At 70.4% G+C, this 25,349-nt stretch carries 25 protein-coding genes and 1 pseudogene; 10 read left to right on the top strand and 16 right to left on the bottom strand.

The window, feature by feature from the left end; all coding sequences use genetic code 11:
* Nucleotides 1–2: 2 nt before the first annotated feature.
* The 3 genes from rsgA to JI739_RS06460 are packed head-to-tail and all read right to left on the bottom strand — an operon-like array spanning nucleotide 3 to nucleotide 2,533.
* Nucleotides 3–926 (bottom strand): ribosome small subunit-dependent GTPase A, encoded by a 924-nt coding sequence (gene rsgA, locus JI739_RS06470; protein WP_201682983.1) that lies wholly within the window; start codon nucleotides 924–926, stop codon nucleotides 3–5.
* Between the two features lie 9 nt (nucleotides 927–935).
* A complete protein-coding gene (locus JI739_RS06465) occupies nucleotides 936–1,274 on the bottom strand; it encodes a 4a-hydroxytetrahydrobiopterin dehydratase (protein ID WP_236589082.1) in 339 nt (112 codons plus the stop codon).
* Entirely contained in the window at nucleotides 1,271–2,533 is a 1,263-nt protein-coding gene (locus JI739_RS06460) for a M48 family metallopeptidase (RefSeq protein ID WP_201682981.1), read from the bottom strand. The genes JI739_RS06465 and JI739_RS06460 overlap by 4 nt, the downstream gene beginning before the upstream one ends.
* A 57-nt stretch (nucleotides 2,534–2,590) precedes the next feature.
* Between JI739_RS06460 and orn the strand changes: the two genes are divergently transcribed.
* From orn to JI739_RS06425, 7 genes are all read left to right on the top strand, one after another.
* Nucleotides 2,591–3,175 (top strand): oligoribonuclease, encoded by a 585-nt coding sequence (orn, locus tag JI739_RS06455; protein ID WP_201682980.1) that lies wholly within the window; start codon nucleotides 2,591–2,593, stop codon nucleotides 3,173–3,175.
* A gap of 240 nt (nucleotides 3,176–3,415) precedes the next feature.
* On the top strand, nucleotides 3,416–5,059 hold the full coding sequence (locus JI739_RS06450) for a DEAD/DEAH box helicase (protein ID WP_201682979.1): 1,644 nt from the start codon (nucleotides 3,416–3,418) through the stop codon (nucleotides 5,057–5,059).
* Nucleotides 5,060–5,388: 329 nt separating this feature from the next.
* Complete coding sequence (locus JI739_RS06445) at nucleotides 5,389–6,867, top strand: SulP family inorganic anion transporter (protein ID WP_201682978.1); 1,479 nt, start codon at nucleotides 5,389–5,391, stop codon at nucleotides 6,865–6,867.
* A 5-nt stretch (nucleotides 6,868–6,872) separates the two neighbouring features.
* Nucleotides 6,873–7,736, top strand: a complete 864-nt coding sequence (locus JI739_RS06440) for a universal stress protein (protein ID WP_236589080.1) — start codon at nucleotides 6,873–6,875, stop codon at nucleotides 7,734–7,736.
* A gap of 134 nt (nucleotides 7,737–7,870) precedes the next feature.
* On the top strand, nucleotides 7,871–8,503 hold the full coding sequence (locus JI739_RS06435; protein WP_201682977.1) for a c-type cytochrome: 633 nt from the start codon (nucleotides 7,871–7,873) through the stop codon (nucleotides 8,501–8,503).
* A 9-nt stretch (nucleotides 8,504–8,512) separates the two neighbouring features.
* Complete coding sequence (locus tag JI739_RS06430) at nucleotides 8,513–8,968, top strand: DUF305 domain-containing protein (protein ID WP_201682976.1); 456 nt, start codon at nucleotides 8,513–8,515, stop codon at nucleotides 8,966–8,968.
* Nucleotides 8,968–9,543 carry a DUF6692 family protein gene (locus tag JI739_RS06425; protein WP_201682975.1) on the top strand — a complete coding sequence of 192 codons (576 nt, stop codon included), beginning with the start codon at nucleotides 8,968–8,970 and terminating at the stop codon, nucleotides 9,541–9,543. Before JI739_RS06430 ends, JI739_RS06425 begins: the two co-directional genes overlap by 1 nt.
* Here the strand turns inward: JI739_RS06425 and JI739_RS24385 are convergent.
* Nucleotides 9,521–9,736, bottom strand: a pseudogene (locus JI739_RS24385) (Bcr/CflA family drug resistance efflux transporter); the annotation flags it as partial. The gene JI739_RS06425 and the pseudogene JI739_RS24385 overlap by 23 nt on opposite strands.
* 95 nt (nucleotides 9,737–9,831) lie before the next feature.
* Here JI739_RS24385 and JI739_RS06420 point away from each other — a divergent pair.
* Nucleotides 9,832–10,755, top strand: coding sequence for a hypothetical protein (locus JI739_RS06420; protein WP_201682974.1), 924 nt, complete (start codon nucleotides 9,832–9,834; stop codon nucleotides 10,753–10,755).
* A gap of 8 nt (nucleotides 10,756–10,763) precedes the next feature.
* On the opposite strand, the gene JI739_RS06415 is transcribed toward JI739_RS06420, so the two are convergent.
* Nucleotides 10,764–11,126 carry a hypothetical protein gene (locus JI739_RS06415; RefSeq protein WP_201682973.1) on the bottom strand — a complete coding sequence of 121 codons (363 nt, stop codon included), beginning with the start codon at nucleotides 11,124–11,126 and terminating at the stop codon, nucleotides 10,764–10,766.
* An 84-nt stretch (nucleotides 11,127–11,210) separates the two neighbouring features.
* Nucleotides 11,211–12,476, bottom strand: coding sequence for a phospholipase D-like domain-containing protein (locus JI739_RS06410; protein ID WP_201682972.1), 1,266 nt, complete (start codon nucleotides 12,474–12,476; stop codon nucleotides 11,211–11,213).
* 121 nt (nucleotides 12,477–12,597) lie between these two features.
* On the opposite strand from JI739_RS06410, the gene JI739_RS06405 reads away from it, so the two are divergent.
* Both JI739_RS06405 and JI739_RS06400 read left to right on the top strand, forming a co-directional pair.
* The gene (locus JI739_RS06405; RefSeq protein WP_201682971.1) at nucleotides 12,598–13,089 is read left to right on the top strand and encodes a hypothetical protein; all 492 of its coding nucleotides are present in this window, start codon (nucleotides 12,598–12,600) and stop codon (nucleotides 13,087–13,089) included.
* A 147-nt stretch (nucleotides 13,090–13,236) separates the two neighbouring features.
* The gene (locus tag JI739_RS06400; protein WP_201682970.1) at nucleotides 13,237–13,818 is read left to right on the top strand and encodes a VTT domain-containing protein; all 582 of its coding nucleotides are present in this window, start codon (nucleotides 13,237–13,239) and stop codon (nucleotides 13,816–13,818) included.
* Here JI739_RS06400 and JI739_RS06395 read toward each other — a convergent pair.
* From JI739_RS06395 to JI739_RS06350, 10 genes are all read right to left on the bottom strand, one after another.
* Complete coding sequence (locus JI739_RS06395; RefSeq protein WP_201682969.1) at nucleotides 13,808–15,061, bottom strand: MFS transporter; 1,254 nt, start codon at nucleotides 15,059–15,061, stop codon at nucleotides 13,808–13,810. The two genes, JI739_RS06400 and JI739_RS06395, sit on opposite strands and share 11 nt — an antisense overlap.
* Nucleotides 15,062–15,301: 240 nt before the next feature.
* A complete protein-coding gene (locus JI739_RS06390; RefSeq protein ID WP_201682968.1) occupies nucleotides 15,302–16,819 on the bottom strand; it encodes a WD40 repeat domain-containing protein in 1,518 nt (505 codons plus the stop codon).
* 230 nt (nucleotides 16,820–17,049) lie between these two features.
* Entirely contained in the window at nucleotides 17,050–18,045 is a 996-nt protein-coding gene (locus JI739_RS06385; protein ID WP_201682967.1) for an NUDIX domain-containing protein, read from the bottom strand.
* Nucleotide 18,046: 1 nt separating this feature from the next.
* Entirely contained in the window at nucleotides 18,047–18,883 is an 837-nt protein-coding gene (locus tag JI739_RS06380; protein ID WP_201682966.1) for a TIGR04290 family methyltransferase, read from the bottom strand.
* Nucleotides 18,880–19,998, bottom strand: a complete 1,119-nt coding sequence (locus JI739_RS06375) for a CgeB family protein (RefSeq protein ID WP_201682965.1) — start codon at nucleotides 19,996–19,998, stop codon at nucleotides 18,880–18,882. Before JI739_RS06375 ends, JI739_RS06380 begins: the two co-directional genes overlap by 4 nt.
* Nucleotides 19,995–21,089, bottom strand: a complete 1,095-nt coding sequence (locus JI739_RS06370) for a CgeB family protein (RefSeq protein ID WP_201682964.1) — start codon at nucleotides 21,087–21,089, stop codon at nucleotides 19,995–19,997. The genes JI739_RS06375 and JI739_RS06370 overlap by 4 nt, the downstream gene beginning before the upstream one ends.
* A complete protein-coding gene (locus tag JI739_RS06365) occupies nucleotides 21,086–22,255 on the bottom strand; it encodes a CgeB family protein (protein WP_201682963.1) in 1,170 nt (389 codons plus the stop codon). Before JI739_RS06365 ends, JI739_RS06370 begins: the two co-directional genes overlap by 4 nt.
* Nucleotides 22,246–23,367 (bottom strand): glycosyltransferase family 4 protein, encoded by a 1,122-nt coding sequence (locus tag JI739_RS06360; protein ID WP_201682962.1) that lies wholly within the window; start codon nucleotides 23,365–23,367, stop codon nucleotides 22,246–22,248. Before JI739_RS06360 ends, JI739_RS06365 begins: the two co-directional genes overlap by 10 nt.
* The gene (locus tag JI739_RS06355) at nucleotides 23,357–24,394 is read right to left on the bottom strand and encodes a Gfo/Idh/MocA family protein (protein WP_201682961.1); all 1,038 of its coding nucleotides are present in this window, start codon (nucleotides 24,392–24,394) and stop codon (nucleotides 23,357–23,359) included. Before JI739_RS06355 ends, JI739_RS06360 begins: the two co-directional genes overlap by 11 nt.
* Entirely contained in the window at nucleotides 24,391–25,344 is a 954-nt protein-coding gene (locus tag JI739_RS06350) for an MDR/zinc-dependent alcohol dehydrogenase-like family protein (RefSeq protein ID WP_201682960.1), read from the bottom strand. Before JI739_RS06350 ends, JI739_RS06355 begins: the two co-directional genes overlap by 4 nt.
* Nucleotides 25,345–25,349: the final 5 nt, after the last annotated feature.

Below are 25,349 nucleotides of genomic sequence, written 5' to 3'. Positions count from 1 at the left end.
TCTCACCAGCGCGGCGGCTGCGACAACTCGGCCATCAGCTCGCCATAGATCCGATGACGGTTGGGGCTGATGCCCCCGTCGCCTTCCGCTCCCACCGCTTCAAGCACGGCGCAGCCCGGCTCGTGAAGGTGGGTGCAGTTGTAGAAGCGGCACTGGCCCAGGTGCTGCCGCAGATCGGGCATCAGGCTGGCCAGTCGCGCCGGCTCAATGTGGTGCAAGCCGAATTCCTGGAATCCGGGTGAATCGATCAGCGCCGTGCCTTGCGATCGGTCGACCCAGTACCAGGTGGTGCTGGTCGTGGTGTGCCGGCCGGAGTTGAGGGCGCGAGAGATCTCGCCGGTGGCCGCGGTGGCGTCGGGCACCAGCAGGTTGATCAAGGTGCTCTTGCCAGCGCCCGACGGGCCGAGAACCAGGCTCGTCTTGCCGTGGAGCCGGGGCACCAGGTGGTCGCGGTCCACTTCGCGCGACAGCCGCAGCGACAGGGGCATCACGCCATAGTGCATGCGCTGGTAGGGCAACAGCCGTTCCCAGGCCCGCTCGAACGGCTCCACCAAATCGCTTTTGTTCAAGGCGATCAGCGGCGCGATGCCCTCGGCCTCTGCCGCGACCAGCGCGCGGGTCAGCTGGGTTTCGGAGAACTCCGGCTCGGCCGCGATCAGGATCAGCACCAGGTCGAGGTTGGCCGCGAACGACTTGGTGCGGATCTCGTCCTGGCGATAGAAGAGGTTGCGACGCGGCTCGACCTTCTCGATCGTGCCTTCGTCGTGGCTGCCCTGCCAGAGCACCCGGTCGCCGACCACCGCCAGGTTCTTCTTGCCGCGCGGATGGCAGATCAGGCGATCGCCTTCGGGTGTCTCCACCAGCACGTGCCGGCCATGGCTGGCAACCACCAGCCCGGTATCGAGCGTGGCTTTTTCAGCCGCCACGCGGGCTCCTCATGGCAACAGGGCGTCCACCAGCGCGGCGCATTCGAAGTCGGTTTCGGAGATGCCGCCGACGTCGTGCGTGTTGAAGCGCACGACGCAGCGGCTGTAATGCACCGACAAGTCGGGGTGGTGGTCCTGCGCGTTGGCGATGAAGGCCACGGCGTTCACGAACGAGATGGTCTCGTGGTAGTTGGCGAAGGTGTAGGTTTTCTCGATGGCGACCTGGTCGCCGTCGCCGGCCAGCTTCCACCCCGGAGCGGTGATCAGCCGCGTGACCACCTCGGTGGGCCGCAGCGCGCGTCGCGGCACTTGCGACCAGTCCTTCTTCCTGAGCATGGAATTCGTCATGCGGCACCCCCGAGTCGTTCCAGCCGCTGCGTGGCCGGTGGGTGGGAATAGTAGAACGAAACGAAAACCGGGTCGGGCGTGAGCGTGGAGGCGTTGTCCTGGTGCAGTTTCAGGAGCGCGGACCCGAGTTCGCGCGCATCGGCATGGGCCGCGGCGAAGGCATCGGCTTCGAATTCGTGCTTGCGTGAGAGGCGCGAGAACACCGGCGACACGAAGAAGCTGAAGACCGGCACCACCATGAGGAACAGCAGCAAGGCCAGCGCGTCGTTCGCGCCGTCGAGGTTGGGCCGCACACCCAGGCCCAGGTAGAACCAGGTCTGGGTGGACAGCCACCCCAGCAGGGCGAAGCCCGCCAGGCTGATCGCGAGCATGCCGGCAATGCGCTTGAGGATGTGCTTGAGCTTGAAGTGGCCGAGTTCATGCGCCAGCACGGCCTCGACCTCACCCGGCGTGAGCTTGGCCAGCAGCGTGTCGAAGAACACAACCCGCTTGGCCGCGCCGAAGCCGGTGAAGTAGGCGTTGCCGTGGGCGCTGCGGCGGCTGCCGTCCATCACGAACAGCCCCTTGGCGGCGAAGCCGCATCGCTGCATCAGCGCCGTCACGCGCGCCTTGATCGCCTCGTCCTCCACCGGCTTGAACTGGTTGAACAGCGGCGCGATGAAGGTCGGGTAGATCACCAGCAGCAGCAGGTTGAACCCCATCCACACGGCCCAGGCCCAGACCCACCACCACGGCCCTGCTGCGCCCATCAGCCACAGGATCAGGGCGACCACCGGCAACCCGATCACCGCGCCGACCAGCGTGGCCTTGACCAGGTCGGTGAGCCACAGTCGCCGCGTCATGCGGTTGAAGCCGAAGCGCTCTTCGAGCACGAAGGTCTGGTACAGGGAGAAGGGCAGGTCCAGCACGCCCGAGATGATCGCGAACGATGCGACCAGGGCCAATTGCTGCAGCATGCCGGGGCCGATGGCCGCGACCCATGCCCGGTTCAACAGGTCCAGCCCGCCCAGCAGGGTCCATCCGAGCAGCACGGCAGCGGCGAAGGCGGTCTGCAGCAATCCGAGTCGCGACTTGGCGATCGTGTAGTCGGCCGCCTTCTGGTGCGAGGACAAGGACACGGTGCCGGCGAAAGCGGCGGGTACGTCATCGCGGTGCCGGGCGACGTGGCGAATCTGTCGGCTGGAGAGCCAGAACCTCAGCACCAGGCCCAGCAGCAGGGCCGCGGAGAACGCGAGGGTCAGGAGCAGCGGGGCGTTCATCCGGCCGAGTGTAGCCAGCCGCCCGCGTGCCGCAGGCGGGTACGTGACAATCGCCCGATGACCGACAGCGCCGACAGCACATCCCCCGTTTCCCTGGCACGTGACGACAAGAACCTCATCTGGCTCGACTGTGAGATGACAGGCCTCAACCCGGAGGTCGACCGCATCATCGAGATCGCCGTCGTGGTGACCGGCCCGACGCTGGAGCCTCGCATCGAGGGCCCGGTGCTGGCCATCCACCAGAGCGACGAATTGCTCGACGGCATGGATGCGTGGAACAAGAGCACGCACGGCAAGAGCGGACTGATCGACCGGGTCAAGGCCTCCACCGTGTCGGAGGCCCAGGCCGAAGCCGAGATCCTGGAATTCCTGGCGCGCTACGTGCCCAAGAACGCCAGCCCGATGTGCGGCAACAGCATCGGCCAGGATCGCCGCTTCCTGGTCAAGTACATGCCTCAGCTGGAGGCATTCTTCCATTACCGCAACCTCGACGTGAGCACGCTCAAGGAGCTTGCCCGCCGCTGGCGCCCGCAGGTCTGCGAAGGCTTCAAGAAGCAGCAGGCGCACACGGCACTGGCCGACGCTCACGAATCCATCGACGAGCTGGTGCACTACCGCGAACATTTCCTGCGCCTGGAGTAGCCGCAAGCAACCCGCGGGCAAACCCGCATGCCATAATCGCGGGCTTCGCCGCAAATTCATCGCGGCACTCTTGCATCACCTTCATGCACGGGCTCAAGAAGAAGCGGGCACATCGCCCGTCGCTTCTCTCCGATTGAGCCAGCAGCCCCTTTCGGGTTGCGAAGTCGTTTGATGGTTGGTGTTTTCTAAACCATTGAATGACGTCCGCTTTCTATCCGGAAGCGGATGCACGGGAAATCCATGACCGACACGTTTGACGTGCAGGGCGAGTTCGCGCCTGCCGATTCCATTGCCATCACCGCCGACGCGCCCCTCGCGCCCAACGGCTTCATCCGTCTGGGCCTCGCGCCCGAACTCATCCGCGCCGTCGAAGACCTGGGCTTCACCCAGCCGACGTCCGTGCAGGACCAGGTCATCCCCATGGCCATGGACAACTCCGCCGAAGGCGAGTCGTCCCGCTTCATCGACCTGATGGTCTCCAGCCAGACCGGCAGCGGCAAGACCGCGGCCTTCCTGCTGCCGGTGCTGCACACGCTGCTCCAGCTCCAGGCCGAGTCCGACGAGCGCGAGCGCGCCGAGGAAAAGCGGCTGGCCGACGAGGCCACCGCCCGTGGCGAGCCGGCTCCCAAGCGCAAGCGCCGCAACCCCACCGATCCGCGCAACTTCAAGGCCGCCACGCCCGGCGCCCTGGTGCTGTGCCCCACGCGCGAGCTGGCGCAGCAGGTGGCCCACGATGCCATCGACCTGGTGCGCCATTGCAAGGGCCTGCGCATCGCCAACGTGGTCGGCGGCATGCCCTACCAGCTGCAGATCGCGCGCCTGCAGAACGCCAACCTGGTGGTGGCCACTCCCGGTCGCCTGCTCGATCTGCAGCGTTCGCAGCAGATCAAGCTGGACCAGGTCAAGTTCCTGGTGGTCGACGAGGCCGACCGCATGCTCGACCTCGGCTTTGCGGACGACCTGGCCGAAGTCAACCAGCTCACCATCGAGCGTCACCAGACCATGATGTTCAGCGCCACCTTCGCGCCGCGCATCCAGCAGCTGGCGTCTCGCGTGATGCGCGAGCCACAGAAGGTGCAGATCGACTCCCCGCAGGAGAAGCACGCCAACATCAAGCAGGTGCTGTTCTGGGCCGACAACGCCCAGCACAAGCGCAAGATGCTGGACCACTGGCTGCGCGACACCAGCATCGACCAGGCGATCGTGTTCGCCAGCACCCAGGTCGAATGCGACGGGCTGGCCAACGACCTGCAGCAGGAAGGCTTTTCGGCCGTCGCGCTGCACGGCGCGCTGAGCCAGGGCCTTCGCAACCGCCGGCTCTCGGCTCTGCGCAACGGACAGGTGCAGATCCTCGTGGCGACCGACGTGGCCGCGCGTGGCATCGACGTGCCCACCATCACGCACGTGTTCAACTTCGGGCTGCCGATGAAGAGCGAGGACTACACCCACCGCATCGGCCGTACCGGCCGGGCAGGGCGCGATGGCCTGGCAGTCACCTTCGCCGAGTTCCGCGACCGCTTCCGCATCTTCGATATCGAGGGCTACACCAAGCAGCCGTTCAAGGCTGATGTCATTCCCGGGCTGGAGCCCACGCAGCGCCCGCCGCGCGCGCCCCAGCCCGGTGGCGGGTTCGGCGGCCGTCCGGGCCGAGCGGGCGGTGGCCGAAGCGGCCCCGGCCGCGCCGAGTACGGTCGCAAGGCCGGCTTCGGCGACTTCGGCCGCGACCGTCGCGACGAGCAGCGCGCCACGCCGTGGGAAAAGCCGCCCGCCGGCGGCGGCTTCGGCCGACCCGAGCCGCGTGGCGACTTCGCCCGCCCGGGCACCGGTGGCAAGGTGTTCGTGCCGCGCGACGCCAAGAAGCGCGCGTACAAGCCGGCGCGCTGATCGCGCCCTCGCAGTCGACAAAGCCCCGCTCGCGGGGCTTTGTCGTTGGCGGGTGCGAGGTCGTGAAGCGGGATCGCCGCGAGTCGCGCTGGTCGCGCGCGAGACCCGCGCAACTACAATCGGCCGGATGTCGCCCCAGCCATCCTTGCGAATCCGAGCGGTCGCCTACCGCGGATCCGGCCTGCCGCGCGGCTACTTCTGCTCGGTCACTCCGCCTTGATCTTGCACGGGCTCTCATGACCCGTTGAGCGGGCGCGTGCTGCGTCCTGCCTGCTTGCCCTGATCTTCCTTTCTTTCGCCGATGCGCCTTCGCACCGGCCGCCTTGATCATGTCCGTCCAAAGAATTCGCCAGGAGTGGTTCTCCAACGTCCGCAACGACCTGCTCGCTGGCCTCGTCGTCGCCCTCGCACTCATTCCCGAGGCCATCGCTTTTTCGATCATTGCCGGCGTCGATCCCAAGGTCGGCCTGTACGCGTCGTTCTCCATCGCCACGCTCATCGCCTTCGTCGGGGGCCGGCCCGCCATGATCTCGGCCGCCACCGGGGCCATGGCGCTCGTGATGGTCAGCCTGGTCAAGAACCATGGACTGGACTACCTGCTCGCCGCGACCATCCTCACGGGCCTTCTGCAGATGGTGGCCGGTTGGGCGCGGCTCGGTGCGCTGATGCGCTTCGTGTCGCGCTCCGTGGTGACCGGCTTCGTCAACGCACTCGCCATCCTCATCTTCATGGCGCAATTGCCCGAGCTCATCAACGTCACCTGGCACGTCTACGCCGTGACCGCGGCGGGCCTGGCGATCATCTACCTGCTGCCGACCCTCACCCGCGCCGTGCCGTCCCCGCTGGTGGCGATCGTCGTGCTCACGGCCGCGTCCATCGGGCTCGGCCTGGACATCCGCACGGTGGGCGACATGGGCGAGCTGCCCGACAGCCTCCCGATGTTCCTGCTGCCGGACGTTCCGTTCAACTGGAACACGCTGATGGTGATCCTGCCGTACTCGCTGACACTCACCGTGGTCGGGCTGCTCGAGTCGTTGATGACCGCGACCATCGTGGACGATCTCACCGACACCAAAAGCAACAAGAACCGCGAATGCGTCGGCCAGGGCATCGCCAACGTCGCGACCGGCTTCATCGGCGGCATGGCCGGCTGCGCCATGATCGGCCAGTCGGTGATCAACGTGAAGTCAGGCGGCCGCGGCCGGCTGTCCACCCTCACCGCCGGCGTGGTGCTGCTGCTGCTGGTGGTGTTCCTGGGCGAATGGGTCAGCCGGATTCCCATGGCGGCCCTGGTGGCGGTGATGATCATGGTGTCCATCGGCACCTTCAACTGGAGCTCGATCCGCAACCTGCGGGATCACCCCAGAAGCTCCAGCGTGGTGATGCTCGCCACCGTCGCGGTCACCGTTGCCACGCACGACCTCGCCAAGGGCGTGCTGACCGGCGTGCTGCTGTCCGGCTTCTTCTTCGCGCACAAGGTGGGCCAGATCCTCTCCGTGCGCTCGCAGGTGTCCGATGACGGCCGCAGCCGTCACTACCAGGTCATCGGCCAGGTGTTCTTCGCCTCGGCCGAGCGCTTCACCAACGCGTTCGACTACAAGGAGGTGATCGAGGCCGTGCGCATCGACGTGAGCCGGGCGCACTTCTGGGACATCACCGCCGTCAGCGCGCTGGACAAGGCGGTCCTGAAGTTCCGCCGCGAGGGGACGAGCGTGGAAGTGGTGGGCCTGAACGAGGCCAGCGCCACCATGGTCGACCGCTTCGCCGTCCACGACAAGGATGGCGCCGATCTTCTGCTGGGGCATTGAGGGCGATGGCGATGAACAACCGGGATGCCCGAGTCCTCGCCTGCGTCGACCGGTCCCCGTTCGCGGCGGTCGTGGGTGATTACGCCGCATGGGCGGCTCGTCGCACCGGCGTGCCGCTCGAGTTCCTGCATGTGATCGATACGCACGAGGCGCCCGCGGGCCGTGATCACAGCGGCGCCATCGGATTGGACGCGCAGGAGCATCTGCTTCATGAACTCGTCGAGCGCGACGAGGCCCACAGCCGCGCGCAGAGGGAGTCCGGGCGGGTGTTCCTGGGCGAGTTGCGGCAGCGTGCCCTGGCGGCCGGCGTCCGGGAGGTGGACGTCCGCCAACGCAATGGCGTGCTGGCCGAAGCGTTGTCGGAGTTGCAGTCGGGTGTCGGCCTCGTCGTCCTGGGGCGTCGCGGCGCGTCGGCGACCCGAACGGGTCGCGACATGGGACGCAACCTTGAGTGGGCGGTCCGGGCCGTGCAGCGACCGGTGCTCGCCGTGACCGAGGAGTTCCGGGAGCCGAGCCGCGTCCTGCTGGCGTACGACGGCAGCGCCGTCACCCGGCGCGGCGTCGAGAGCATCGCTCGCGGCAAGCTGCTCCAGGGCCTGCCGATCCACGTGCTCATGGCCGGCCAGTCCCGGCGGGCTTCTTCCGTCGACTGGGCAACCCAGACCTTGGTCTCGGCGGGTCTCGAGGTGAGCAGCGCGATCATGGCAGGCGACCCGGAGCGGGTCATCGCGCAGTCCGTCCAGGCGCGTGAGATCGACCTGCTGGTCATGGGCGCGTACACGCACGCGCCGCTTCGCTCGCTGGTCTTCGGCAGCAAGACCACCGACTTGTTGCGCGCGTCGAAGATTCCCGCCTTGCTCTTGCGCTGATGCCTTCCGCGGAGGCCGCAAGTCGGCTTCGCGTCGTGGCGGCCCATGCGGGGCGTGGCCGAGCAGCCGATAAAAGTAGCAAGTGAAACGTTATGCGCGGCCTGCCGTCGCCCGGATCCGGGATGATCGGGCCCATGGAGAGCGCACGCAGCAAGCTGGGCCTGGGTGCTGCGATCGGTGCGGTCGGCGTCCTCGCGTTGCTCGGGCTCGCTGGCTTGGCGGTGGTCTACACGGGTGCCTACAACGTGGCCGCCACCGAGGAGCACCTGTCACTGACCCGCTGGGCCTTCGACACCACCATGCATCGCTCGGTCCGATCGCGCGCGGACGCGATCACGCGTGCCGCGGAAGATGCGACGCCGGCCATGCTCGAGTCCGGCGCGAGCCTCTACAAGTCGACCTGCCAGCACTGCCACGGCGGGCCCGGCGTCGAGCGTGAGGAGTGGGCCGGCGGGATGCGGCCGCGGCCGCCTCACCTGGCCGAAGCGGCGGCCGAGTGGGAGCCGAACGAACTGTTCTGGATCGCCAAGCACGGCATCAGGATGACCGGCATGCCCGCGTTCGGCCCCAGCCACGACGACGAAACGCTCTGGAAAGTGGTCGCGTTCGTCGCGCAGCTGCCGGCGATGACCCCGGAGCGGTATGCCTCGCTGGGGGGTGGCGCGGGCCATGGACACGGCGGTGGCGCGCACGGAAGCCCGGGTGGAATGGCGACCCCGGCACCGGCTCCCGAAGCGGCTTCCCAGGCCGGCTCGCCGGCGCGTTAGGAGGTGCGGATGCAGATGTCCTACTGGCGCTTCGCTGCCATGATCGCGACGTCCACGGTGGTGATGTTCGGCTTGATGTACCTGAACACGTACGCGTGGGAGCAGGTGTTCTGGAGCGAGACCCGCGCCTGGATGGCGCTCGTCATGGGCGCGTCGATGGCGGTGGTCATGCTCGGTTTCATGCTGAACATGTACAAGCGCAAGGGCCTCAACCTCGCGATCTTCGGCGGCTCCGTCGCGGTCTTCGCCGGTGCGCTCTGGCTGGTGCGCAGCCAGGCCAGCGTGGACGACATCGAGTACATGAAGGCGATGATCCCGCACCACTCCATTGCCATCCTCACGAGCAACCGGTCCCAGATCTCCGATCCCCGTGTGAGGAAGCTCGCTGATGAAATCATCGAGGCCCAGGAAAAGGAGATCGCCGAGATGAAGTACCTGATCCGCGATCTGGAGGGGCGCGACTGATGGCGAGCCTGGGCTTGCGCCGGTCCTGCGCCGCCGTCGGTTCCCTGGTGCTCGGCCTGGTGGCCGGCTGCGGCCGGAGCGATGCACCGGACGATGCCCAGGCTCCCGCGCCGCCTGTGGCCCGGGTGCTGTCGGCGTCGCAGGCGCTCGCCGGGGCCGAGATCCGCAAGCTCGACCCGGCCACGCTGGTGCGCGCCGAAATCGTTGCGGCCCTCGGCAATCGCCCGCTGTGCATCTTCCGCTACACCAGCTCGGGCAAGCCCGTGCTGGCGGCGGGCATGGGCGCCGGCAGCGGCCCTGAAGCGGGGGTGGTCAAACTCAACGGGCATCTCGTGCCGCTGCAGCCGGACCCCGACGCCAGGGCGGCGGGAGGCGGATGGGCGCTGGTCGCCGACTCCGTGCGCATCCAGGTGCGGCGCGGCAACGCGAACGCGGCATCGCTGCCGCCCGGTGGTGGCGGGCCGGTCGAGGCGGACCTGGTGTTCCAGGTCGGGGATGTGCTGACCGTCGGCTATGCGGGCTACCTCGAATGCGGGCGCGACGCCGCGGCCGCGCCCCGTGGAACGGGTTCATGAACGCGAAGCCGAAGAGGTAGGTCGACAGCGTCTGCTGCATCTCCACGGGCGTGGCGCCCAGCGATTGCGCGATGCCCGAAAAGGCCGGCAGGTCGGTATCGATCGAGAACGGGCCGACGGTGCCCGGTACGGCCAGCAGCAGGGCCAGGGCCCAGCGCGGACCGCGCCACGGTTGTCGTGCGTCAGGATTCATGGACCCGAACGGGCTTACCCCGGCACATCGGTGCGTACAGTCGCGCGGCGTGTCGTTCCGGACCCGCCCAACGTTCACTGGAGAGCCTGTCGACCATGTATCTCACGCCTTCGCTCAGACCCACCGTCCTGCCTGACGAAGCCGCGCATCCCCATGTGCTGCCGCTCGAAGACGCACCTTCCAGCCGCAGGCCCAGCGTCGATCGGCAGGACGTGTCGCGCCCGTTGAGCCGGCGGGTTTCCGTGTCCCTGGGCTCGTCGGTCGAGTTCGATGCGGAGCGCCAGGTCCTGCCCCGGCCTTCGGTCGGCTTGTATCGCCAGATGCGGCGCCTCGATCCCCACTACGACCGGGGCGTGCGTCGGATGAACTGGCAGAAGTGCGGAGACGGCATCACCAACGCGGCCGCCGCGAGCCTGGCCACCTCGCTGGCCGCGTGGAACCCGGCCATGGGCATCAGCGTGTTTTCCGTGGTGACGGCGGTCGAGACCGGCATCGCGATCTTCACCAACGCGCGCCAGGCCTACGAGCTCGACCTCGCCGAAGCCTACCGGTCGCGCGGGCTTCCGCAGCCCGGCGCGCGCCAGCAGCAGATCGGACGTTCGCTGGCCGCCAGCGGTGGCATCGACACGCTGTCGTCCCTGCTGGTGGTCGCGGGATTGGCGGCAGGCGAGGAGCTCGGCCCCTGGTTCATGTTCGCCATGCTCGCCGCCTACAAGCTGGTGCAGTCCAACAACTCCATGGCGGAAGTCGGCCAGTGGCGCTGCCGCATCCGATCCTCCACGGCCGACATGACGCAGCAGATGCTGCGCAACCACCAGCGCTACGTCGATGCCGTGGAGATGGGCATGACCACCGGCATCTATTCGACCTGCACCATGACCGCCTTCGTCCTGCTGGAACTGCTTCGGGGCCACGACGACGAGTGGTTCAAGTGGGTCGCGGTCAGCGTGGCACTGGCTGGTGGCGTGATGAGCGGCCTGGCCAAGTGGTCCTTCAGCGCGGACGCCGCGCCGGGCTGAGTGTGGCGTCAGCCGAGTTCGAAGGCCGCGCGCAGGGCAGCGCAGAAGGCCGGCGTGCCGCTGACCGTGAGGCTGAGGGTCACGCGCGGCGCCGCCGGCTGCCCGGGCTCCACCCGCAGGCCCGAGGACTCCCATTGCAGCTCCAGCGGTGTCGCCACTTCGCTCACGCCCTGCAGCTCCACGTCCCACTGGCCGCCCTCGTCGAGGCTGCCGCGGGCATGCGCAAACTCGCGCTCGGCCCAGGCCAGCACGCTGGCCACCTCGGCCTGCAGCGCCGGCCATTGAGCCGGCATGGCCGAGGCCATGGCGTCGAAGCTGCCGTTGCCCTCGGCGTCTTCGCTGTAGTCGAACTCGAGGAAATCCAATCGCATGCGGCCGATGCTAGTCCACTGGAACACTGGAACACTGGAACCAGGCGGTGCTGTGCGGCCGATGCGGGCCCGCTGCGGCGCCGCTCACAACACCTCGTTCAGCAGGTAGTACACGTGGTCGCGCGCCTTCTGCAGGGGCTTGCGCCGCGTGGCCCATTCGCGCGGGTCCACCTCGCGCGCCTCCTGCGCGTATTTCATGAAGATCCCGTCGATGCGCGCCGTGGTCTCCCGGTCCTGGATGCCGATCACCAGTTCGTCATTGGTGTCGAACGAGCGGTCATCGAAGTTGCTCGACCCCACCGCGCACCAGCGGCCGTCCACGGTCATCAGCTTCTGGTGCAGCAGCGTCCTGGGGTACTCGAAGATGCGCACGCCGCGGCGCAGCAGGTTCTCGAAATTGCGGTGGCTGGCGTGTTGCACCACAGGGTTGTCCGACGCGCCGGGCGAAGGCGTGAGCACGCGCACGTCCACCCCGCGCGACACGGCCCGCCCCAGGGCCACGATGGCCTCGGGCTTCGGCAGGAAATAGGGGTTCTGGATCCAGATGCGCTCACGCGCCATGCAGATGGCCGCGTGGTGCACCGCCTTCACCGCCGGGGCCCAGCCGGTGGGCTTGACGAAGGCCGCATGCATGCCGACCTCACCCACGGCATCGAGCCGCGGGTACACGTCGTCGCCGATCAGGATCTCGCCGGTGGCCGATCCCCAGTTCTCGCCGAAGCATGACTGCACGCTGTGCACGATCGGACCCCTGAGCCACACGCTCACGTCCGCGAAGTGGTCGTGGTCCTGCGCGTCGCCCAGCCAGTTGTCGGTGATGCAGTGGCCGCCGACGAAGGCTTCCTGGCCGTCGATCACCGTGAGCTTGCGGTGGTCGCGGTCGCCGAACACGCCCAGCGTGTAGAAGCCGAAGGGGTGGAACCACACCAGGCGGCAGCCGGCCTTGCGCAGTTGGCGAGGCACCTCCGGCGCGATGCGCTTGGCCCCCCAGGCGTCCGCCAGGATGCGGACCTTCACGCCGGCCCGCGCCCTGTCGCACAGGGCCTCCACCACCCGGTCGTTCAGCTCGCCCTTCTTCCACAGGTAGGTTTCCAGGTGCACGGTCCGCCGCGCGGCGCGGATGCGGTCGACCAGCACGTCGAAGAAGGCGCCGTTCTCCAGCACCTGCACCGAGTTGCCCGAGATCGACGAGCCCAGCCCCACGCCTGCCAGGCTGCCCAGCAGGTCCTCTTCGGGAGCATCGCGATGCAGGCCTTCCAGCCTGGGCCTGGTGTGGCGGCGTGCCGACCACAGCATCAACCATGGCAGTGCCGTCGCCGCGACCACGCCCGCTCGTAGTGCCCAGTGCATCGGAAGACCTCCTGAAGCTCTGACTCTAGGGCGCCGGCTTCGCCGCTGTGTCACCTGAACGCGCGAGCACGCGTAAGAATCCGTCGTCATGGGCGTCCGCCCATCGTTGGGAGTTCTCCAGATGCGCCTCGCACCTTATTCCTGGTCGCTGCCCCTGGCTTTCCTGTTGGTGGCCTGCGGCAGCTACTCGCCCCGCGCCGTGCAGCCGGGGATGTCGGTCCAGCAGGTGGCCGACCAGATGGGTTCGCCCACGGCCGTGCACGCGCTGCCCGGTGGTGGCCGCCGCCTCGAGTACGCGCGCGGCCCGGCCGGGTTGCACACCTTCATGATCGACATCGATCCGCAGGGCCGCGTCACCGACTGGCAGCAGGTGCTGACCGAGGCGCAGTTCAATGCCATCCCGCCCGGCCTTCCGGTGGAGGAACTGATGCGCCGCATCGGCCGACCGTCGGATGTGCGGGGCGGCGGCTGGCAGCCGGGGCAGGTGTGGTCCTATCGTTTCGACTCGCGGGTCTGCCAGTGGTGGCAGGTCGACATCGTCAACGGCCGCACCGGCCGCTCGGCCTACGGCGCCGATCCGCGCTGCGAAGCGGGGGACGATCGGCTGTCGTGAGGGGCACCGGCTTGTGCTGACCCGTTTGTCCAGGCGCGTCGCCAGCTCCGGGCTACTGCCCGGGCTCGTCCCGCCGCCGCACCCCCACCCGCATTCGCCCATGCCTCATCCAGCGCCGTCCCCGAACCCTTCCGGCAGGTCCATCGCATGAACCCTGGTGCGCTGCTGCTCGAGCACGGCTACGCGGTCCTGGCGCTGGGCCTGCTGCTGGAGGGTGAGACCGCCGTGCTGCTGGGGGGCTTCGCGGCCCATCGCGGATGGCTCGAGTTGCCGTGGGTGTTCGCGCTCGCCGTCGGCCTGCCCTGGCTGAGCGACCAGGCCCTGTTCTGGCTGGGCCGGTGGAAGGGCGCGGCGGTGCTGGTGCGCTGGCGCCGGCTGGCGCGCGCGGCGGTGCGGGCTCGAAGGCTGGTGCGGCGCTACCCGCACGCCTGCGTGCTGGGGGTGCGCTTCGCCTACGGCATGCGCACCGCCGGCCCGCTGCTGATCGGGGCCTCGGGCCTGCCGCCGGTGCAGTTCGCCCTGCTCAGCGCGCTGGCCGCCGTGCTCTGGGCGGGCACCTATTGCACCTTGGGCTGGGTGTTCGCCGAGACCCTGCAACGGGTGCTCGGGCACGCGCGTGAATTCCAGCTCGCGCTGCTGGGGGTGATGCTCACGGCCGCGGCACTGGCCTGGTGGCTGGCCCGGCGACGTTCCCGGGCCCGGGCCCGCACCCGGGCCTTCAGCCGGTGAGGGTCGGCTGGTCGATCCCCGCCCGCGGCCGGCGCGCCAGCAGGAACAGCAGCGAACCCGAGCCGGCCACCAGCGCCAGTGCCGTGAAGCCTGCGCGGTAGTTGCCCGTGAGGTCGGCCAGCAGCCCCGCCAGCAGCGGCCCGATCACCTGGCCCATGGCGGTGATGAGGGCCGACAGGCCCATGATCATTCCGATCGCATGCAGCCCGAAGTAGTCGGCCCGGATCGCCTGCATCAGCGGCCCGCGCAGCCCCCAGGCCGTGCCGTGCAGCACCGCGAAGCCCACCAGCCACGCGGGATGCTGTGCATAAGCCAGCAGCAGCAGGCCGGCCATGTGCGCCAGCATGCAGGCGGCCGCGAGCTTGCGCTTCTCGAACCGGTCGCCGAAGGCCGCGCCCGCCAGCACGCCACCCAGCTGGCACAGCGTCATCAGCGTGATCACGAACGAAGCCTGCGAGATCGTGTAGCCCAGGCCTTCCTTCATGTGCGAGATGGCGTGCACGTTGATGGCCGTGACCACCAGCAGGGCGGTGCCGTGTCCCACGGCCAGCAGCCAGAACGCCCGCGTTCGCAGTGCCTGCGCCGCGGTGACGCGTTCCGGGCCCGCGTCGAACGCATTGCTGGCGCGCACGCCGGCATCGGGTTCCGGCGGCACGCCGTCCGGGTGTTCGCCGATGTCCTCGGGCCGGCGCCGCAGCATGCGCGCCAGGGGCAGGCCCACCACGATCGCCAGCACGCCCGAGGCGAAGGCGGTGGTGCGCCAGCCCCAGGTCTGCATGGTCCAGGCGACCACCGGCACGAATGTGCCGCCCAGGGCCATGCCCATGCCCATGATGGACAGGGCGCGGGCACGCTGGCGCCGGAACCAGTGCACCACGGTGATGCTCAGGGGGAAGTAGCCCGAGAGGCTGGTGCCGATGGCCACCAGCATGATGGCCGCATAGAAGCCGCCCATGGTCTCGATCTGGCTCAGCGCGATCAGGCCCAGCCCGAAGGCCAGGACGCCCACGTGCACCAGCACCCGTCCGCCGAAGCGGTCCATCAGCCAGCCCAGGATGGGGCCGAGCAAAGCGCCTTCGACGGACTGCAGCGCGGCGCCGCCTGCCAGCGAGGTCTTGCTCCAGCCCAGCTCGGCCGACAGGGCGGCCACATACGCGCCGAAGGCCTGCATCAGCAGGCCCGCGTGGAGGAAGTGGAGGGTGGCGCCGGCGCCGACGATGCGCCAGCCGTGGAAGATCTTCAACTAGTGTCCTGTCCCGCAGGTTTCTGCACTCAATGGAAGCGATGGATTTGCGTTCAGGGCGAGGCGCAAACCGCAGCGATACCTGTAGGTATCGCGAGGATTTGCAACGACGCCATGGGCGCAAGGACGCGGTTTCATGTGCAGCGAATTTGCGGGGCAGGACACCGGCGCCCGGTTGAATCGCGTGCGAGTCTACCCGTGGCGACCGACCCGCGTCAGGTCGGCCGCCGCGGGTTCGCATCAGCGAATCGTGAACGGGCCGCCGCTGGCCTCGCGCACCTGGAAGCGGCCCGCGCCGAGGTATTCCAGTTGCACCATGTCGCCGGCGTCCGCGGCGATGCTGCCCAGGGTGCCGATGCTGGTGCGGTTGCCGGCCGACAGGTGCAGGCGCCCCGGCACGGGGGCCGCACCCACGGCGCCGCCGGTGACGGCCACCAGGCGGTTGCCGTCGGCCGACAGGGCCACGCTGCGCCAGTTGTCGTCCGTGCCGGGCGCTGGCAGCGCCGTGAAGGTGTCGGTGCCGCCCTCGGCCATCACCACCTGGCCGCCGGTCGCGGTCGCCGCGATCCGCTGGCCGTCGCCGGAGACGGCGACGCCGGTCCACGAGCCGTTCAGGCGCTGGCCGGCGGCATTGACGGCCGGCGTCCAGCTGGCGCCGCGGTCGCGCGAGATCCAGATCTCGTTGGCGCCGCCGCCCGGGTTGAAGCCCTGCGCCGCCACCAGCACCTGCCCGTCGGCCGACGAGGCCACGCGGTACCAGTTGGACAGCGTGGCCGGGATCGGCGCGACCGACCAGATCCAGCCGCTGTCGCTGCGCCGGCCGATGTGCACCGAGCCGGAGTGGTCGGCGGCCAGCAGCTGCTGGGCGTCGGTCGAGATGGCGATGCTGCGCCACGCGGCGGCCATGTGGGTGCTGGGCCAGGTCTGGCCGCCGTCGGTCGACACCCGGATCATCTGGTTCAGGCCGACCACGGCGATGGTGTCGCCCTGGCGCGAGACCGCCGCGCCCTCCCAGAAGCCGCGCGGCAGCGCGGCCACGCGCGTCCACTGCGCGCCGGCATCGTCGGACTGGTGCACATAGCCGTCGTACTCGACGGCCACGATGCGCTGGCCGCTGGCGTTCATCGCCACGCCGATCCAGATCGGGCTGCCGGCCAGGCCGGCCACCCCGGCGTCGACCCAGGTGGCGCCGCCGTCGCGCGAGACGTGGACGCCGCTCGAGGTGGTCACGAAGGGATGGTTCTCCACGCCCACCAGCACGTCGCCGCTGGCGTTGGACGCCACCGACCACCAGGAGCGCTCGCCGATGGCGGCGGGGGTGGTCCAGGCCTGGCCGGGTGCGGTGTTGCCGGGCAGGTTCTCCGTGGCGACCAGCTGGCCGGCGTTCTGCCGGATCTCCCAGGCGGCGTCGGTCATGCCGGTGACCGTGACGGTGTCGCCGACCGCCAATGTGGGCGAGTCCGGCAGGGTGATGGCCACGCGGGCGCCAGCCGGCGCTTCCACCTGGTAACGCAGGTTGGGCTGGGCCTGTGTGTCGCTGGTGATCGAGATGGCGGCCGGTGCGGGCGCTGGCGCGGGCGGTGCGGGAGTGGGGGCCGGGGCGGGCGGGGGGGCCGATGGCCCGGGTGCGGGGGCGGGCGGAGGCGGGGCGACGGCCACGGGACCGTCATCACCACCACCGCCGCCACAGGCGGCCAGAACCAGTGCCGCCAGCACCGTCACCGCGTGGAGCCGCGGGTTTTTTGCTCCCTGAGACATCGAAACTTCCTTCATTTGCGTGACAGACGTGGCGGGATGTTGAAGCCTTGCCTCAGCATCGGCATTGCCATTCGAGAGCAGGCGCATGTAGGACGGGATCCTGTCCACCCCCGAAGCGCCTTCGGCGCCTCCCCCTCGAGGGGGCGCCACCAGAGGCCCGGCAAAGCCGGTTCCTCGGTGGCCCTGGAGCTGCCGGCCGCTGCGCGGCGGCGGGGAGCTTCCCTTCGACGTCAGGCGCCGGCGGCTGCGGCCGCGGGCATCACGTGCAGGAAATGGTCGAGGATGAGGAAGTGGTCGTCGAGGAACTCGGCCTCGAGGGTGGGGAGGGTGGCGATCGGCACCCACTCGGCGGCGGCGGCGTCGTCTTCGCCGCTGACCCCAGGCAGCGGGCGCGGGCCGAGGTCGAAGTAGTGGGCGTGGGTGATGACGCGGCCGCGCTGGCTGCGCTCGGGGTCGTCGAAGACGCGCACGCCGCGCAGCGCCCGGCGCAGCTCGGGGGTCTGCAATCCGGTTTCCTCGGCCAGTTCGCGCAGGGCCGACGCCAGCACCGTCTCGCCGGGGTCGAGGAAGCCGCCGGGCAGGGCGCGCAAGCCCTTGCCGGGCTGGCGGCCGCGGCGGATCAGCAGCACCTGGTCCGCCACGCGCACCACCGCATCGACGGTGACCAGCACCACCGGGTAGGGAGCGACCGACCACGCCACCTTCTCGCTCGCGAGCTGCTCGTACTCCTCGCGCACCTGTGCGTAATGAGGACCGGCAACCCAGCGGGAGATGAACTCCCACACGTGGGCGGGCAGCTGCGATTGCAGCGGCGCGAGGTCGGCGCCGCTGACCAGCTGCTCGCGCAAGCGGTCCTGGTCGGGGGCGGCGGGCGCAGCCAGGTGCCAGCCGGGCGGAGGCTCGAACTCGCGAACGCCTTCGACGAACGCGAGGGCGACGGCGCCCTCCGGCACCGCCTGCTGCAACTCGGCGTGGATGCGCGCGAGGCCGACCCCTTCGCGCAGCGGATGGAAGCTCACCCGGGCCTGCTCGTCGGGCGCCAGTCCGTCGCGCAGCAAGCCGGCGCGTTCGGTCCAGGTGAAGGGATGGCGCGGCGAGTGCGGGCGATGAGCCCCCGTGAGGAACACGTGCAGCCGCGCCGCGCCGGCCAGCGCCTGCCGCAGCCGCGCGAAGTCGGCGTGCGAGGGCAGTTGGAAGGGGCCGATGCAGGCCGCGACCCGCTCCATGTCAGCGGCTGCCGGAGCGCAGGGCCGCGAGCACCTCGTCGAGCTGCCCGGTGGACCAGGGCCGGGACTCGTGTGGTTCGCACAGGTACACCTCGCCGGCGGGCCGCGCCGTCACGCGCAAGCCAGCCGAGCGCAGCATCGCTTCGCACGCGGCGTGGTTGGGCGCCCACCAGTTGGTCGGGTCGCCGGCGAAGCGGTGCTCGATGAAGGCGAGCTTGGGCCAGCCGGGGTCGAGCATGGGCTCGCGCTCGTCGATGGGGTGGTCGCCCGTGTCGGGATAGACGGCGTCGCCGGGCATGGTGAGGGTCTGGAACATCATCAGCCGCCGCGTGCGCCGCGCCAGCAGGTCCAGCGCCAGCAGCGGGTAGCGCAGGTGGTAGAAGACGCCCATGAACCAGACCAGGTCGAAGGACTCGTCGCCCGCGGCCACGTCCCAGACCGCCTGCTGGCGGAACTCGACGCGGTCTTCCAGGCCGAACTGCCCGGCCGCCCAGCGCGCCTGCTCCAGGTAGTGCGGGTCATGGTCGATGGCCAGCACCGAGGCGCCGCGCCGCGCCAGCTCGAAGCTGTAGAACCCGGCATTGCAGCCGACGTCGAGCACGCGCCAGCCGCTCAGGTCCGCCGGCACGTGGCTGGCGATCTGCTCCCACTTGAAGCGCGGGAAATCCGCCTGCAGGAAATGCACCGGCGCGGTCTGCACCCCGTGCGGCAGGTGCAGGTTGTGGAACCAGGGCCCCAGCGCCTCGACCTGCCGCCGCAACGCCTCGGCCGGGTCATGGGCGCCGTCGTCGCGTTCGGCGCCGCGGGTGGCGGGAAGGGCCTGGTCGTGGGACTTCATGGCTGCAAGGCCTCCGCAGGGGTGGTGTGGGGCAGCGGTCCCCGCGCGGCACCGGCTGCTCCGAGTTCGAGGGCATAGGCTTCCAGCTGCTCGGCCCGGTGCGCCGCCGTGTGCGCCGACAGGATGCGCTGGCGTGCGCGTTCGGCCATGCGCAGCCGCTCGTCCTCGCCGCCCTCGCGCAGCAGCGCCAGGACCTCGGCCGACGAGTCCGCCAGCACGATCTCGCGACCGGGGACCAGCACGTCCTCGATGCCGCGCCAGCGGTCGCTCACGATGGGCGTGCCGCAGGCGGCCGCCTCGAACAGGCGCACGCTGGGCGACCAGCCCGCTTCGATCATGTCCGCACGGGTGATGTTCAGCGTCCAGCGCTGGCGGTTGTAGAAGGCGCGGTGTTCGCTGGGCGGCAGGTGCGGCTGCCACTGCACGTTGGCGGGCCAGCCGATCTCGGCCGGGTATTGCGGCCCGGCCACCACGAAGCGCCCCGTGGGCAGCTCGCGCGCCGGCTGCAGCAGCAGCCGGTCGAGCCCGGGCTGGCGGTCGGGGCTGTAGGTGCCCATGTAGCCCAGGTCCCAGCTGGCCGGCTGCGGCTCGTGCAAGTACAGCGTGGGGTCCACCGAGCAATAGAACACCCGCGCGCGGGGTGAGCCCCATTCGCGTTCCAGGCGCTGCAGCGTGGGCCCGCCGGTGAAGGACAGATAGAGGTCGTAGCCGGCGATCTGGCGCGGCGCCAGGTAGTCGTGCTCGCCGCGCCCCAGCCGGGCCAGCGTGACCGGCGTGTCGATGTCGTAGAAGGCGGTGATGCCGTGCGCGGTGCGCTGGGCCCAGTCGCCCACGGCCACGCCTTCGGGCACGAACGAGCCCACGATCACCAGGTCGGCGCCCTGCACCGGCGCCTCGAAGCGCTGGTGCAGGTCGTCAAGCCCCTGGTACAGCTCGGTGCGGCCGTAGGGCGGATGGGCCAGGTCGCGGTTCTGCGCGTACCAGGGCTGGTCGCGCTCCAGGAACAGGATCTCGTGTCCGCGCGCGACCAGCTCGCGCACCAGGCCGCGGTAGGTGGTGGCGTGCCCGTTGCCCCAGGACGAGGTGATGGACAGGCCCAGGATGACGATCTTCATGCGGCCACCTCGGGGGTCGATTCGGTGCGGCCCTCGAGCAGCGCGTCCAGCTGCGCGGCGCGATGCGCATAGGTGTGCTCGGCCAGCACCCGGGCATAAGCGGCCTGGCCGATGCGCCGCGCCGAGGCGGGGTCGAGCGCGGCCAGGCGCTGCGCCACCTCGTCGCCGCTGGTCGCCACCAGCACCTCGCGCCCGGGCTCGAAGAACTGTTCCAGTCCTTCCCAGGCGTCGGTGATCAGGCAGGCCGCGGCGCCGGCGGCCTCGAACACGCGCGTGGCCGGCGAAAAACCGTAGCGCGCCATGCTCTCGCGGCTGATGTTCAGCACCGCCAGCGGCGAGCAGTTGAATGCGTTGTGGTCGGCGGTGTAGACGTGCCCCAGGTATCGCACGTTGGCCGGCATGGGCTTGTCCTGCCAGCCGCTGCCACCCAGCAGCATGCGGTGCTGGGGCAGCAGCGACGCGGCCCGCAGGAAGAACTCCTCGACCCGTGCTTCCCGGTCGGGCAGGCGATTGCCCAGGAAGCCCAGCTCGCCCTCGAAGCGCGGGTCGGGCGGCACGGGGTGGTGCGTGGCGGGGTCGAGCGCGTTGTAGATCGGCACGCACTCGCGCGCGCCCAGCCCCAGGTAGGCCTGGCGCACCGGCTCGCCACCGCCATAGGTCAGCACCAGGTCGTAGCGCGGCACCAGGGCGCGCAGCGAATCGGCGGCGTCGGCGTGCATGCGGTCCAGCGTGGCCGGCGCGTCCACGTCCCAGAACACGACCCGCGTGCCCGGGCCCTGCAGGTCGAGCACGGCGCGCTCCAGCAGCGCGTCGTGCACGCCCACGCCGCTGGCCTTGACCACCAGGTCGGCGCCGCGCGCACGGGCCACCGTCTGCAGCACCTGCGCCTCGGTCTCGGCCGCATACACCACCACCTCGGCCCAGGGCGGGTCTTCCATGTCGCGGTGCTGCTGGCGGCCGAAGGCGTCGGGCTCGTAGAAGGTGACGTGGTGGCCGCGCTCGTGCAGCGCACGCACCATGCCGCGGTAGTAGGTGGCGGCGCCGTTCCAGTAGGCCGAGACGAGGCTGGACGCGAAGAAGGCGAGGTTCATGGGGTGGGGGTCTCCGACGGTTCGCGGCGAAGGGGCGGAGTGCGCGGCGCTGCCGGCGCGATGGCCGCATGGATGGCCATCAGCTCGTCCACCCGGTGCGCGCAGCTGTGGCGCGCGAGGATGGTGCGGCGCCCGTGCGCGGCCAGCTCGCGGGCCATGCCCGGCTCGTTCAGCAGCTCGCGCAGGTGGCGCTGCATCTGCGCCCCGTTGCGCGCCACCAGGTAGTCGGCGCCCGGCTCGAACAATCCCTCGGCATCGTTCCAGGGCGCGGACACCAGCGGAATGCCGCAGGCCAGCGCCTCGAACATGCGGATGGTCGGGATGCCCGGCAGCGCCTGGACGTAAGGCCGGCGCGGCACGTGCACGGTGACCGCATGGCGCGCGAACACCCGGGGCGCTTCGTAGTTGGGCAGCCAGCCGGCGTAGGTGATGCCGGCCGCCCGCAGGCTGCGGCGTGCGTGCTCGGGGTAGCGCACGCCGTGCACCCGGGCCGACAGGCCGAGTGCGTGCACCGGCTCCAGCAGGAACTCGTGCAGCTCGGCGGTGCGTTCCTCGTCGCCCCAGTTGCCGATCCAGACCAGGTCGCCCTCGCGCGGCTCACCGGGGCGCGGCCCGAACACGCGGGTGTCGGCCGCCTCGTGCCAGGTCCAGGCCTGGCGGGCCCAGCCGTGCCGCTGGTACAGGTCGCGGATCACGCCGCCGAAGGCCAGCACGCCGTCGTAGTGGCGCAGGTCGTAGGCGGCCATGCTGGCCGGCTCGGTGCTGCTGCGGTGGTGGGTGTCGTGGAACAGCACGCGCAAGCCCGGGTGGTCGCGTCGATGGTCCCCGATGCGGCGCACCAGTTCGTGGTCGTTCCACTCGTGCACCAGCACCAGGTCGGCGCCGTCGAGAGCCTGGTGCAGGTCGAGCACCGGGGCGTTGCCGGGCTGGCCGGCATCGAGCCGGTACAGCGTGCTGCGCAGCCGCGGGTAGGCCGCGGCGAAGTCGGCCAGCGGCTGCTCGCCATGCTCGGACACCAGGTTGCTCACGCTCCAGGCATCGGCCGGTTCGTACACGCGCAGCTCATGGCCGCGTGCCAGCAGCTCGGTGCAGATGCCGCGCAGGAAGTGCGCGTTGCCGTGGTTCCAGTCGGACCGCAGCGAGTGGCAGAACAGGACTAGGCGCAAGGCGTTTCCTCCTTGCGGCGGGCTTTGGCCTTCAGGGCCGGGAGGCGGCCGTAGGCGGACAGGGTGGCCTGGGTCATGCGTTCGGGGTCGAAGTGCTGGGCGCGTTCGTAGGCGGCCTGGGCGAGGGCGGCGCGCAGGTCGGCGTCGACGATCAGGCGCACCAGCGTGTCGCGCAGCGCGAGGTGGTCGTCCGGCGGCACGTACAAGGCCGCATCGCCCCAGATCTCGCGCAGGCTGTCCAGGTCGCCCAGCACCAGCGCGCAGCCGCTGAGGGCGGCTTCCAGGATGGACAGGCCGAAGGGCTCGTAGCGGGCCGGGAAGGCGTAGATGGAGGCGCGCCCCATCTGGCGGGCCAGCTCGAACGGCGGCAGCTGGCCCAGGGCCTGCACCCAGGTGGGCGCCTGCACGGTGCCGTCGGGTCCGGTGCAGGCACCGGCCACCCGCACCGGCCAGGGCAGGCCGGGCGCCACCGCTTCAAGCGCCGCGAGGTTCTTGGCCGGATCCCACAGGCGGCCGGCCGCGAGCACGAAGCCCTGCTTGGTCGCCGGCTGGAACAGCGCCGGGTCGCGCCCGTTGGGCAGCACCAGGCCGTCGGCGCCGGTGCCGTAGTGGCGCTGCACGGCGTTGAGCATGGCCCGCGTGGGCGCCGCCACCAGCGTGGCGCCGGCCAGCCCGCGGCTCACGCAGTCCCGGTAGCGGTCCCACGCGGGCGGGGCGTCCTCGCGGCGCACCGCCCGCCACCAGGACGACACGCAGGAATGCGCCACCAGCAGCGTCGGCGCGTGGAAGGGCAGGGCGCCGAACACGTACTGGTTCAGGTGCACCACCTGCGGCTGGATCTCGGCTTCCAGCGCGAGCAGCCAGCGCGCGGCGCGCTCCAGGTCGTCCCACGGGTCGGGCATCCATTCGAGCTTGTGGCTGCTCTCGTGCAGTTTCAGCCGCGGCACGCGCGCGGCCTGCGCCCGCTGGTGCGGCGAGAGCGGTGCGCCCATGGTGGCCAGGTGCACGCGCCAGCCGCGCCGGCCCAGCCCCTGGGCGAGTTCGAGCGCATAGGTCCAGACACCGCCCACGGTGTCGGCCGTCATCAGCACGGACAGGCGTTCACCGGCCATAGATCTGGTCGAGCACGCGGGCCACCGGAACGGCTCGCTCGATGGCGGGGTCGTAGCCGGCCCCGGCGGCCAGCCGGCGCGCCCATTCGACGATGGCGCGGCCGCCCCAGTCGTCCGGCGGCGCGGCCAGCAGCGTGCTGCGGTTGCCGTCGTAGCGCTCGGCGCGGAAGTCGTAGAAGGAGCCGTCCTGGTTGCGCAGCGCGACGCCGGCACGGGCGCCGTGGAAGGCGGCTTCGATGATGGCGTCGCGCCCGCCGGAGAAGTTCCAGGAGCAGGCCAGGCGCACGGTGGCTCCGCCGTCCAGGTCGATCTGGGCGACGGCGTAATCCTCCACCTCGCTGGCGCCGGGCGCGAGCAATCGGCCTTGCGCATAGAGCCGGCTGGACACCTGCCGCACCGCGGGAAAGCCCAGCACCCACAGCGCCAGGTCCACCAGGTGCGTGCCCAGGTCGATGGCGCAGCCGCCGCCGGCCAGGGCCATGTCACGGGCCCAGGACTTGTCCGGCCCCCAGGTGTTGTGGAAGACCAGGTCCACCGCGTGCACGGGGCCGATCTCGCCATCGCTCACCGCCTGGCGCACGCGCTGCATGGCCTCCGTGTGGCGGTACGAAAAATCGCAGGCCAGCAGCCGGTCGGCGCGGCGCGCGGCGTCCACCATGGCCTGGGTTTCGGCGGCGGTGCGGGCCAGGGGCTTCTGGCAGAACACCGCGAACCCGCGCTCCAGCAGCCGCAGGGCCTGCTGCGCGTGCAGGGCGCTGGGCGTGGCGATCACCACGCCGTCGAGGGCGTGCGCCAGCAACTCGTCCAGCGAGCCCGCCGACGCGGCCCGCGGCGCGAGCTGCGCCACCCGCTCGTGCACGGCCGGCGACGGGTCGGCCACGACGGCCACCTCGCAGGCCTGCGCGTCCAGCAGCGACTTCAGGCGGTTCTGCCCGATCCAGCCCAGGCCGAGGAAGCCCAGCCGAGGCGTGCGCGCGGGGCTCACCGCCGGCGGATCGGCGAAATCGATCTCGGTCTGAACGCTCATACGGTCACAAGTGCCTTGAGGAAACCGTCGGGCCGCTTGCGCGTGAGCTCCAGGGCTTCACCCAGGCGATCGAGCGGCAGCCGGTGGGTGTAGAGCGAATCGGGATCGATCACGCCCTGCTCGATCAGCTTCACCGCCTCGCGGATGCCCTGCACGTAGCGCAGGGGATCGCGTTCGTGCGCGTTGATCACGTCGATGCCGCGCCAGTTCCACAGCTGCACGTTGACCTGGCGCATGCCGTCCTGGTGGTAGCCGGCGATCACCAGCCGGCCACGCTCGGCGGTCAATTCGCTGGCCAGCTGCAGTGGCCATTCGAGCCCGGTGGCCTCGATCACGCGCTCGCACCAGCGGCCGTCGGTGAGTTGCTTGACCTTCTCGAGGATCTGGTAGTGGTCGTCCAGGGCCAGCGAATGCGCGGCGCCGCAGCGGCGGGCGAGGTCCACCGCGAAGGGCCGGCGCGAGAGGGCGATCACCCGCGCGCCCGCATGCACCGCCATCTGCGTGAGCAGCGCGCCGAGGAAGCCGATGCCCACGATGGCCACGGTCTGCCCGCGCTCGATCTGGCTGCGCTGGAAGATGTTCCAGGCGCAGCCCAGCGGCTCGCCCGGCACCGGCGTGCTCGCCAGCGAGGCCGGCAGCGGCACCACCGCGCTCGCGTCGGCCACGTCGAATTCGGCGTGCGCGCGGTAGCTGAGGGCGGCGACGCGGTCGCCCACGGCCAGGCCGGTGACGCCGGGGCCCACCGCCTCGATGCGTCCCCAACCTTCATGCCCCGGCGCGCCGGGCGGCTGCGGATAACTGAACCATTCGCGGCCCTCCCACAGCGGCAGGCTGGAGGCGCACACGCCCGAGCCTTCCAGCCGCAGCAGCACCTGAGCGGCACCGGGTTCGGGAATGTCGACCGACTGCAGCGCCGCCTGCTGCGGCGACGCGATCACACAGGCTTGCATGCCTT

The sequence above is a fragment of the Ramlibacter aurantiacus genome, assembly GCF_016722895.1.
GTDB classification, from domain to species: Bacteria; Pseudomonadota; Gammaproteobacteria; order Burkholderiales; family Burkholderiaceae_C; genus Ramlibacter; species Ramlibacter aurantiacus.
The sequence above is the reverse complement of the archived record's forward strand: the minus strand, read 5'-3'. Positions and strand labels throughout refer to the sequence as shown.